12 protein-coding genes and 1 pseudogene are annotated in these 10,130 nt (G+C 52.3%); 6 read left to right on the plus strand and 7 right to left on the minus strand.

Going from position 1 to position 10,130, the window contains the following annotated elements; all coding sequences use genetic code 11:
* Nucleotides 1–351: 351 nt before the first annotated feature.
* The gene (locus tag FJU08_RS22260) at nucleotides 352–1,239 is read left to right on the plus strand and encodes a hypothetical protein (RefSeq protein WP_141151238.1); all 888 of its coding nucleotides are present in this window, start codon (nucleotides 352–354) and stop codon (nucleotides 1,237–1,239) included.
* A gap of 78 nt (nucleotides 1,240–1,317) precedes the next feature.
* On the opposite strand, the gene FJU08_RS22265 is transcribed toward FJU08_RS22260, so the two are convergent.
* The 3 genes from FJU08_RS22265 to FJU08_RS22275 form a co-directional block, all read right to left on the minus strand.
* On the minus strand, nucleotides 1,318–2,190 hold the full coding sequence (locus FJU08_RS22265) for an N-acetylmuramoyl-L-alanine amidase (RefSeq protein WP_141151239.1): 873 nt from the start codon (nucleotides 2,188–2,190) through the stop codon (nucleotides 1,318–1,320).
* 89 nt (nucleotides 2,191–2,279) lie between these two features.
* The gene (locus FJU08_RS22270) at nucleotides 2,280–2,717 is read right to left on the minus strand and encodes a hypothetical protein (RefSeq protein WP_141151240.1); all 438 of its coding nucleotides are present in this window, start codon (nucleotides 2,715–2,717) and stop codon (nucleotides 2,280–2,282) included.
* A 38-nt stretch (nucleotides 2,718–2,755) separates the two neighbouring features.
* The gene (locus tag FJU08_RS22275; RefSeq protein ID WP_181410002.1) at nucleotides 2,756–3,943 is read right to left on the minus strand and encodes a DUF2235 domain-containing protein; all 1,188 of its coding nucleotides are present in this window, start codon (nucleotides 3,941–3,943) and stop codon (nucleotides 2,756–2,758) included.
* A gap of 496 nt (nucleotides 3,944–4,439) precedes the next feature.
* Here FJU08_RS22275 and FJU08_RS22280 point away from each other — a divergent pair, with 496 nt between their 5' ends.
* The 4 genes from FJU08_RS22280 to FJU08_RS22295 all read left to right on the plus strand — a co-directional run bounded on the left by FJU08_RS22280 (nucleotide 4,440) and on the right by FJU08_RS22295 (nucleotide 6,039).
* Nucleotides 4,440–4,949 carry an antirestriction protein ArdA gene (locus FJU08_RS22280; protein WP_141151242.1) on the plus strand — a complete coding sequence of 170 codons (510 nt, stop codon included), beginning with the start codon at nucleotides 4,440–4,442 and terminating at the stop codon, nucleotides 4,947–4,949.
* Between the two features lie 11 nt (nucleotides 4,950–4,960).
* Nucleotides 4,961–5,392 (plus strand): hypothetical protein, encoded by a 432-nt coding sequence (locus FJU08_RS22285; protein ID WP_210245306.1) that lies wholly within the window; start codon nucleotides 4,961–4,963, stop codon nucleotides 5,390–5,392.
* Nucleotides 5,393–5,492: 100 nt separating this feature from the next.
* Nucleotides 5,493–5,753: a type II toxin-antitoxin system ParD family antitoxin gene (locus tag FJU08_RS22290; protein WP_141151243.1), complete on the plus strand. Its 261-nt coding sequence runs from the start codon at nucleotides 5,493–5,495 to the stop codon at nucleotides 5,751–5,753.
* Nucleotides 5,743–6,039, plus strand: a complete 297-nt coding sequence (locus tag FJU08_RS22295; RefSeq protein ID WP_141151244.1) for a type II toxin-antitoxin system RelE/ParE family toxin — start codon at nucleotides 5,743–5,745, stop codon at nucleotides 6,037–6,039. The genes FJU08_RS22290 and FJU08_RS22295 overlap by 11 nt, the downstream gene beginning before the upstream one ends.
* 22 nt (nucleotides 6,040–6,061) lie before the next feature.
* On the opposite strand, the gene FJU08_RS22300 is transcribed toward FJU08_RS22295, so the two are convergent.
* The 3 genes from FJU08_RS22300 to FJU08_RS22310 form a co-directional block, all read right to left on the minus strand.
* Nucleotides 6,062–6,241, minus strand: coding sequence for a hypothetical protein (locus FJU08_RS22300; protein WP_141151245.1), 180 nt, complete (start codon nucleotides 6,239–6,241; stop codon nucleotides 6,062–6,064).
* 182 nt (nucleotides 6,242–6,423) lie between these two features.
* Nucleotides 6,424–7,695, minus strand: coding sequence for a relaxase/mobilization nuclease domain-containing protein (locus FJU08_RS22305; protein ID WP_407943732.1), 1,272 nt, complete (start codon nucleotides 7,693–7,695; stop codon nucleotides 6,424–6,426).
* A 50-nt stretch (nucleotides 7,696–7,745) separates the two neighbouring features.
* Complete coding sequence (locus FJU08_RS22310) at nucleotides 7,746–8,063, minus strand: hypothetical protein (RefSeq protein ID WP_141151247.1); 318 nt, start codon at nucleotides 8,061–8,063, stop codon at nucleotides 7,746–7,748.
* A 553-nt stretch (nucleotides 8,064–8,616) separates the two neighbouring features.
* Here FJU08_RS22310 and FJU08_RS22315 point away from each other — a divergent pair.
* Nucleotides 8,617–9,348, plus strand: a complete 732-nt coding sequence (locus tag FJU08_RS22315; protein WP_141151248.1) for a LuxR family transcriptional regulator — start codon at nucleotides 8,617–8,619, stop codon at nucleotides 9,346–9,348.
* A 590-nt stretch (nucleotides 9,349–9,938) separates the two neighbouring features.
* Here FJU08_RS22315 and FJU08_RS22320 read toward each other — a convergent pair.
* Nucleotides 9,939–10,130 (minus strand): annotated as a pseudogene (locus FJU08_RS22320) (ISKra4 family transposase); the annotation flags it as partial.

The raw sequence follows: 10,130 nt of genomic DNA on the forward strand, positions 1-10,130 counted from the left end.
AACTCCAGCCTCCGCTGGTCCAGAAACCTGGGGCAGTTCAAAAAACGCCCAGGCTCTAATCGCAGCCGGATGAAAATTCAGTGGCAGGTCACAGGGTAAAAGGCTGGTACCCGGCATGCCTGCCGAGGCATTCATACCAACAAGCGAACGCACCGCGTTGTCTTACTTGGTCAAGCCACTGAGCGATCAGCTCAGAAGAGCGTTTAGGGAAGATTGAGATCGCGGCTTTAGATAATCAATGAAATTGTAAAAGTTGCAAAGAACACCAAAACTTTATAGACTTATAATTTTTAATATTATAATAAAGTAGTATTATTAAAAAAATTGGTATTTGTTGATGGAGAATAGGTTGTGTACTGGCTAAAGATATCACTATCTCTTTGTTTAATCTCGTTGTTTTCATCCTGCGTGTTAACTCAAGCAGCTAAGCTTGAGACGCTGGGCCAGCACTACGAACGGCTTTCCGTGCTGGATTCTATTGGTAACCAAGGAGGTGATTTGGTCGTTGGTTATGTCGACAATTGGAGAGACAAGAATATACAACTCCCCAGTCCTCCAATCGCAATATACGATAGGAGACCTAGGCCAGCGTCAAGCTCGGAAAATTTGTATTTCCTTTCCGCATTTTATTCGAATTCGCTCTCGGATGAGAAACGCTGGGACCCGCCAGACATCGAATTAGGGGCGCTCTATTATGTACCCAAGCGATTTGAAGGGTCCGAGAATTTTAAAGTCGTTCAAAAGCTATGTGGTATTACCAAAAGCCACCAGCTTGGTGATGTAATAATAAGTGACTCACCGGGGCCTCAAATTGGGTCAAATGCGAGAAGAAAAATCATTGTTTCCGGATCTGTTGCAAAGGGCCTTTTATCTGGATTCATCTCCTCGATAGCAATATCGGCCGAAGCGGAATACGTAATTGAAGTTGAAGTTAAAAATATTCGAAAAATGAAGATCCACTTTACGGATCAATCTAAATTAGTATACAGAAAGATATCTTCTGGAGATAAATGTAGAAAAGAAATAGATGATCGAAACAATAATCAAATTTTCTTTTTAGAAGAGATATATTACGGAGAGATTAATATAGTTCAGGCTGGTCGCTTAACTGGAAATTTGAACGTTAAATTAGTAGACATAAATGCGGAGTTCAATCAGTCAAACGGCGAAACATATATTCTTGCTTTCAAATGGTTTCGAGATATGAATCTCTTGGAACTTGATGGGGAGGGTAATTAAGCTGCAATCTGAAATATGAGAATTCTGAAAAAAGCTAAAACAAATACAAAAGTCCGTTTTGACGTTCAACGTTTAATATCAAACCTCAACGGTATAGTCAGAGTGGACCCATCCTTGTTGCAGGACATCGTCAAGCGTCGTTTCTACGAGATGCCAGCGAGCTTCTGGGAAACCATCTGCATAGATACCTGACCGAAGGACCTCGCAAGGCGTCCCTTTGGGCACGATCGCAATAACATTGTTGTGATTCGAAGGCCATCGTCGGAGATTCACATCTGTTAAGGCTCTCACGCAAACTCCCCCTTCGCTGCTCTGCTCGCTAGCGCGCCCGAATGATCTAGATCTTATTCTGTCCAGAGGAAAAAGAGGATTGGTGTCCACCTTTCGCCCTGGGGAGATATACCAATGTGTCGTCATCTTATGGGGAGATGAAATGCCCGGGTATTTTTCTATGATAGCGCATGCTAGCCCAACCAATGTTTCGATTTGCGCGCCCGAGTAGTTCATCCACCATCCTGAACCATGGGCCGGTGTCGATGCATATTCCAATGCATCATCCGCAACACTATAATATTCATCGAACCATGCTCTGGCTCTTTTGGCGTCGGGGTTTCCGGTGAGTTTTCCCGGATTTACGATTTCGATCCCTATTCCAAAATTGTTCACGGAAGGGCGGCCGTCGAAGCTTGACTTTCCAGCGTGCCAGCAGCGGACATTGAGAGGGGCCAGTTGCACGATTGATCCGTCGCGCTCAACAACCACATGAGCAGATGCCTTTGCCCTTTTATTTGTCAACCAGGAGACAGAGTTTCCTTTTTCGAGACGTCCGGCTGTGTCGTGAAACACTAAGACATCGGGAGCCATCGTTCCCGAACTTCTGTTTGGGGTGGCTATGTAGGGCACCGGTTGACCATTTAGGTGGATCATATGTGCTTTGATTTCAATTCCCATGCGATCTCTCCTTCAGGAATAGAAAAGCAATCGAGGCCATCGGGGTCATCGTGCTTTCGGCGCTATACTTCTTGAGCAGGGTTATTCCTCTAGATCGTCGCGGTTCTCTTGCGAGTTTCCGCTTCGATCCGCTCTGCCTCTGCCCTCTCTTTCTTGGCTGTCTGCTCCGCTTTTGCGGCATCGCGCGCGGTACGGCTGAGGCCGAGAAAATCTTGCATCAGTCGCATTGCGCCAGCACTACCCCCGGCAACGATGAATGCCGTGATCGATATGCCAATGAGTGTTGAAGCGTCTGACATATCAAGTACGCGGGCCATGAGATCGAAGCTAAAGCGCCAACAGATCAGGAATGCCAACGCAATCGTTACAATCGCCTTCGTGCCGCCATTGATGCGGTCACGCCAGTATTTGACGTCAAAAGCGATGAACAGTCCACGCTCTAAAACGAGGGCTAAGACAATCAACTGAAATAACGCGAACACAATTTCCTGTGTGCGCATATTCATTGATGTTGCAATCGGGTCCATTAGCCAACTCCTAGGTAACGTTCCTGTGAAGTCAAAAACTATTCACCGTGAGTTGGACGACATGCTGCGAGCTCATTCTCACAGGTTTTCAATGTTCCCGGGCGGTACGGTTCTTGCTCATAGAGGTTTTCTTTTGCTTCATGCCAGCGATCAACGGCAGCAGGGCTGAGTACGGCAAAGCCCCCTTCGTTCTCTCGATCTTTCATTTGAAGGCGGGTTACGCGATTGAAGAAGCCACGAGGCGGTGTTGACTGGTTGCTAAGCGAAACCCGGTAGTCACAATTCTTCCTATATGCGCCAACGACATCAGGAAGAAATTCCAGTCCCTGTGCTTCAGCGCCTTCTGCGATCCAAAGCAGGCTATTGTCAGAGAGACCAACGATATCCCCGCCGCCACCTATGGAGCCATGGTCACCTGGAAACCAGAGTTGCTGATACGGAGCAGTTTTGTCGCCGTTTTCCGCCATTGCCGTCGCATTCAGCTTGTCTATGTTTTGCCAAAGAGCTGCTGGAAACGTCTCCCGACGTTCGTCAATGGCGACGGCATGTCGCGCCGACTTGACACTGCTCGATAACTGCGTGTCATGAAACTGGTACTTCTTGTTGAAGACCTTGGCGAGCGGCCCATAATAGCTCGGCACGCCAAGGGCGCCGACGGTATCCCAAACGCCAACGTAGGTAAGTTGAAGTCGGATACCCGATGGAAAACCATTCTTTTCCCGCCATGACTTTTCTTTTTCGCTTGTAAACAAATCAGGCGCAAGTTCGTGGCGGAACCTAAAGCTCTCTTCGTCATCGGGGTGTGTTTGCTTATCACGAGAGCGATATCGTTCGATCAGTTCCGGGATACGCTGGACGTGACGCGCATCTGCGATGCCAGAAGAGCGGATCAAACCGGCAAGCGATCGAGCCGTATAGGCCCCGCGCGAAAACCCAAAGATGTGGATTTCATCACCGGGTTCGTACAGGAATACAAGCGCCCGGTAGGCGTCCTCAATATTCTCCGTCAGACCCCAGCCAAAAGCGCCACCGCCGACCTTATCAATGAACCGGCTGAACTGCCCGGTTCCTTCACCCGTCCCGACACCTTGAACATAGCAAACGGCCTGTGTCGTGCCGTCCGAAGCTGTTCGTTTCACGGCTTGCGCCAGTTTGACGACATTTGTGGGATGTGGTGCATCGGCCGCATTCCATGTGCCGTCGCAGAAAATTGCAATCCGTTTCATGCTGTCCCCCATTTTTCGAGCCATCTTCCCTCTCATTTGGCTCGAAGACACACATAAAATACTAATTTTATTTGTCTTTTCGCAATTTGTTCAGACAATAAAATTAGTTATACATAGTAAAATTTCATATTCTAGTCCTATTTAAACATAATTCATTTGAGAATATAAGTATAAATTGACGTTTTGAGTTTTTTGCTGACTTCAAGTCCGATGTGTTCAATTGTCTGGCATCCGGGCGGGCTCTCGTGAACCAAGCCCGCAAGCGGTCTTGGCCATCCGGCTTCGATCCCTGATGCAAGATATCGGGCCGAGGGGCTTTGCCCCTACGCCCTCAACAAGCAGCCTGTTGGACGGACAGAGCCGCGTCCTTCGCAGATCAGTATGATCCGCTCATCCCGCAGCCCGGCCCGCCGCACCTGCATATCTACCCCCGTACCCCATCCTCGACCGGAAGCAGGGTTGCATGTGCAACCCATTATTTATTCTGGAGAAAAGGATGACCACAACACTCTACGCCCAGCCTTACGACATTTCGGCAGAAGGCTTTTATTTCGGAACGATCGAGCAATACCAAGAACGCGCGGTGAAAGCCGTAAATGCTTACAGCGATCAAGTCGAAGAATTCGAAATTCAGTTCATTGACGGCGAGGACATCGATTGCGCGCTGGCGCAGGCATTTGGCCTTAACCAGAGCAATATCGGCGCGCTTTTCGCGGCGATCGATGACTGGGACGAACACCAAAAACGAGCCTTTATCATTGCCGTTGGTGAATGCGGCTATGCCTTCGATCCGGCGGGGGACGATGTGGATGATTTCGAGGTCGATTTCTATGTCGTGGACAGCATGCGCGAATTGGCGGAGCTGTTTGTTGATGAAGGGTTGTTCGGTGATATCCCCGAACATTTGCAATTCTATATCGACTATGACGCGATCGCCCGCGACCTGGAGGTGGATTATTCCGCTACCGAGATCGCCGGACAGCATCTTGTCTATCGCTGCGCATGAGGGCGGAAGCCATGAAACCTCAGCTTCCCCTCATGCCCATTGGCGGCTATAGCCCCGGCCATCCGTGGTATTACGTGCTTGGCGGACCGATCCCGACACCGAAGCAGATACGTGCCTATGCGTTGGAGCGGGACTATAAGGGCTATCTTGCCGAACGGATCGAGGAGGCGCATCGACGGGCGGAACCAAAGCGCTCGGCAGCATTGCGCAATATTCGAGACGCGGTGCTACGCGATCTTGCTGCCGATCTGGCGCGGTATCGCGAGGTAGTTTGTGAACTGCGGAAATACCGCCATGCATTTCCCATCGGCATGGCCAGACCGGATTGCGCGGATATTCACACGGCCATGAGCCTCAAATTCGCACATCTCTATAATGGCTTTGCCCATCTCAATACGCTGGACACGCTACCGAATGAACAACTCGACCTGTTCGGGCGATAATGCCGCTGGTGGCGCGCACTCCGACACTGGATAGCGATATGGGATTTCAATGGCAATCTTTGCCAATATCTGTCATAATGGATCAAAAGGAGGTTCCATCATGGCAACCATGAACGTATCGCTGCCCGATCCCATGAAGAAATGGGTCGAGGCGCAAATGGAAAACGGGCGCTATGCCAACGCCAGCGATTATGTCCGCGATCTGATCCGTCACGATCAGGAGCGCAAGGCCAAGATCGCCGAGATGCAAAGGCTTGTCGATGAAGGTCTCTCCAGCGGTGTAAGCGAACGCAATATGCAGGATATACTGGAGGCGGCCCGCAAACAGGCGGGCATCGGCGCGGCGGGTGATGACCTATAGACTGACCCGCAAGGCCGAAGGCGATCTTATTGCAATCTACATCGCAGGCGTTGAAGGGTTTGGGATCGCACAGGCCGAACGCTATCACGCCGAACTCGGGGATGTGTTCGATCTTCTGGCAGACAATCCCTATCTCGCACGAGAGCGGACAGAGCTATCGCCGCCAATTCGTGTTCATCCGCACGGCTCCCATATCATTCTCTACCGCATCGAAGATGACAGCAGCATTTTGATCGTGCGCGTACGCCACGCACGCGAGGACTGGATCGAAGATCAAAGTTTCTGAAGGGCATGACGCTGGCTAGACCCTATGGCGAGGGATCGCGTGAACGCAGCTCAGCCTGAATATTTTCCAGTGACGCTAGCGCCTCACGATGCTGAAGGCTTGCCGGAGCGGTGTTGGCCAAAGTGTTGAAGATTTGGTGCAGCAGGCCGCGCAATTCATCGATGCGTAGGCCAGTCAGTTCTGAACGGGTGACAAGGGTCATTCTTTCCTCCTGAGTGCTCAAGGAGGCCCCGACCATCAGGGCCTTTCGGCCCGTCCGCACACCATTCCGGCCATGAAGGCCTGATGGGGCGGTGGCTGACGCTGATCAGGTCAGGAGGAAAGAGATTGGCCCAAGCCCGGAGACGGTTGGGCTGGTGCAACGCCTCATGTTGCGCGCAACGTCTACCGATCAAAACTTGGTCCATCGCGTGACCGGCTGCGCCGAGGCATATTCGCCTTGGCTCGCTGTTCCTCGATATAGGCTTTGCTGCGCTCGTCGGCATTGGCGGAGAAGTGCGGGCTGAGCTGCCTGATATCCGTACGCAGCTCTCTGACGGCTTCGATATGCGGCGAGCGAGCAATCTTCGCCTGTTCCCTTTGAGCCTGTGCCTCGGCGGCTTGAATCCTGGCCTGCTCATCTGCCTGTTTGCGATCCCGCTCTTGTGCCTGTTCGGCTTCCTGCCGGTTCTGTGTTTCTGTTTGCTGACGGCGACCCGTCAGGCGATCCCAGAGCCCAAACAGGCCATGACGGATGCGCGCTTGGCGTGCTTCCTCTTCCAGTCTTTGCCGTTCGTCCTGCTGTCGGCGCAGGCGTTCGGCTTCTTTGGCCTGTTCGGCCTTCAGTCGCTCCCGCTCGACAAGTGCCTGCTGACGCTTTTGCTCCGACTCCCTGCGCTGTTCCGCTTCGAGCTCCTTCAACCGATCCGTGACCTGCTGTGCGGCCTTGGCATGGGCTTCCTCAACAGACGGCAACTCTTTGGCATCGCCAAGACGGGCGCGGACATCTTTCGCCTTCACCCCGACATAACGGGAGACGGCATAGGCTTCGCCCTGATAATCGACGGCGATATGGCCGCGCCGTCCCTTGGCTAGGAAATAGCCGTGCTCTTCCAGAGCATGGGCGAAGGCCGTGGTTGAATCCGAGGTGGCCCAGCTATCCTGAAACGCTTCCTTCACCGCGCGCGGGTCTTTTTCGGCCCGTTTGCATTGCTGCCATTGTTCCAGCGTGAAGTTGCGCGGGTTGCGCTCATGGGAATTGATCAAGCCGGGCGGCATTTGCAGGTCATGCTGGATATGCAGTTCCCGCGAGACCTCGCGCAGTTTCTCATGGCTGAAGGAGAGTTGCTTTGCCGTCATGGTCTCGGCATCAATCCGGCACCAGACAGCATGAGCGTGACGGCGAAGTTCGCCGTCCGTTCCGCGCTTTTCGTGAAACACAATGGCGCGGGGCTGTCCCTCCAAACCGAGACGTTTTTCCACCTGATCCGCCGCATCGACAAAAGCCTCCGGCGTGAGTTCGGCGGAGGCCGGCGGATTGATGCTGAGCGAGAACAAATGCTGTTTGCATTTGGTGGCCCGGCTGATCGCGTAGGATTCCTGAAACGCGCCCTGAAGGTCATCGGCGATAAAGCCGCGCAGTTCATGGACATCGACGCGCTCGTTTTCCGGCTTCATCAAATGCACGGCTAAATCCCGCGCGCCGCCGCGCTGATTGTCGTGGAGGATCATGACACCGCACCGCTTCTGAGACCGAGGGCCAGGATCAAGGTTGTGCGGATCGTGGCGATATCGGCGCAAGCTTGCCGCAACTCCGCTTTGATCTCCTCATCCAGCAAAAGCTTGCGGGTTTCGGCACAGGACAGGACCTCACGCAGCAGTGGCGAAATCTCCGAGCGGCCCAGCAGGGCCAGAAGTAGAGCCAGCTCTTTTTGATCAGCGGTAGCTTGTTTCCGGCGTGGCCTGCGCTTGGCCTTATGCGCACGCAGCACATAATCCCGGACATAGGTGCTGAGCGGCTTGTCTCCCGCATGAGAGGCCAGCAACCGCCGTTCATCATCGCTGAAGCGGATCGAGACCGGCGGCCTTCTTTTACGCCGATCCGGCTTTCAGGCACGGGCAGCCTTTGGAAAATCCCGTTCGGGATGGTGGGATACGACGGAGCCGCTCATGGCTGCGGCTCCTCGAAATCAATCTCAATATGCCGAAGTTGCTTGTTCCAATCCTCAAGAACTTCAAGAATTAGGTTCGAACTTGGTACATCCAAGTCAGCCCGGCCGCAATCCGATTTTCGAGGTTGAGAGCATTGCAATAACCCGCAGACTCTCGAATTGAACGTGGGGCGCAAGGGGGCAGGTCAAACCCGCCATCTTTCTCGATTCGAGTTTATAGTGGGTAGCCGTGAGAAAAAGCTGTTCTCATCCCCTTCAAGGGGTCACATTTACGTTACAATGCAAAAACGTTGAATAAATTGCACGTTTATTAAAAAAATATCTAAATTAGTATATTTACAATATATACTAGCATAGTCAAATTACAAATAATTAATGAAAAGTCGGGTGTGTATTCCTATTAACGCCACTTGGGGGAGAGGCGACCGTGAGCGATTTCGATAAAACCCTTGAGGTCATTGCTCAAATTGACAGATGTCAAACATTTAGTAGTCTTATGCATGCGCTTACCAACTTCACATCAAAATTCGGCCTAGACTGCTTGATTGCCGGAACGATGCCTGGTGGCAGAGAGACAAAAGCAAGTCTCAAAGACCGCTTTCTGCTTTCAGGCTTCGATCCCGGCTGGCTCGAACGCTACATTAACAACCGGTATGTCGAAGTTGACCCAGTTATTGAGAGAATCAAGCGAAGTTCTGTTCCGTTTCTATGGTCAGAGATACAGAACTCATCTCATGCTCCTGTCGGGACGGTCGGTCGACGGGTTCTAAACGAGGCGACTGAATTTCGATTAAGGGAAGGCTTCGCGGTGCCACTTTGGACGACAGACTTTGTTGCGGCCGTGTCGCTTGCCGGAGAACACGCAGAACTGTCTCCATCCGAACGCGGTATGGTAGCGCTAGCAAGTACTTACGCAGTTACAAAGGCAATGACATTGAACAACATTCGATCCGAGCGTCAAAGAGCCTCGCTATCTCCACGCGAATTGGAATGTCTCAAATGGGTGGCCGCTGGCAAAACAGAATGGGAAATCGGAATGATCTTAAACATATCGGAACACACAGCCGATCGCCATCTTGCAAACGTTCATCGAAAGCTAGGCGCTGTTACGCGGCCTCAGGCGATTGCAAACGCTTTTAGGTTGGGCTTCATTACATAATATTGTTCAAATTTGCGTAAGTATCTGTCTAAGAATGGTGATGAGGTCGCGGGGTTGAGCGAAGGGCGGCAATAAGAGGTTCCGTCGCAAACTTTCTGTTCATCTGATGGCGTCATAGGTCTCAGCTGAAGCAGGGGGCAGCGTTTCGGATCACGCGCAGAGCTTGTTCACAAACGGCCCATCCGCAAAGCCTCGACTTGCCCCATATGCCGTGATCGGCGTGTATGATGGCTGCCAGTCATTTTGGAGCGTTCCCGTGTCGCCGGATCAATTGACTGAGGGACCATAAGGCCGGCGCTTGCCCGCAACGCTCCTCTCTCGAAAAAAGACGGTTTCCACCTTGCAGGCGGCCCCTCCGCTTTTTCCGTTCCGGACCGTCCTCTGCTTCGCTGCGGCCCTTCGGGTGCGGCCGCGCTTCTCCTGGCCTTTTCTCCTGTCCCTGTCAATTCGATCCAACACGGAGAACAGCACAATGACCAACCTTACCAACTTCATCCGCTTCGACCAGAACGGCCCGACCCACCGCCTCTTCGCCATCTCGCCCCGCGGGCGCGCCGTCGAGATCGAGAGCACCGCAAAGTGTGGGGCAACTAAGCTGTCATTCTGTTTTCTTTGCCGGGCTTCATACCCGGATACCAGTGCTCGAATTTCGCGCGCAACGTTCCATCGAGCGTTCGGGGGCGGGTCTGAAGCATCAGATGAGCGCCCCGTTTGGACCATCGCATCTGCTGACGTTTGCTGAAGCGCTTGCCAACGACGGTGTTCACGGTGCTTTCGACGAA

Origin of the sequence: Martelella alba, assembly GCF_006516955.1 — a bacterium.
In the GTDB taxonomy this organism is placed as follows: domain Bacteria; phylum Pseudomonadota; class Alphaproteobacteria; order Rhizobiales; family Rhizobiaceae; genus Martelella; species Martelella alba.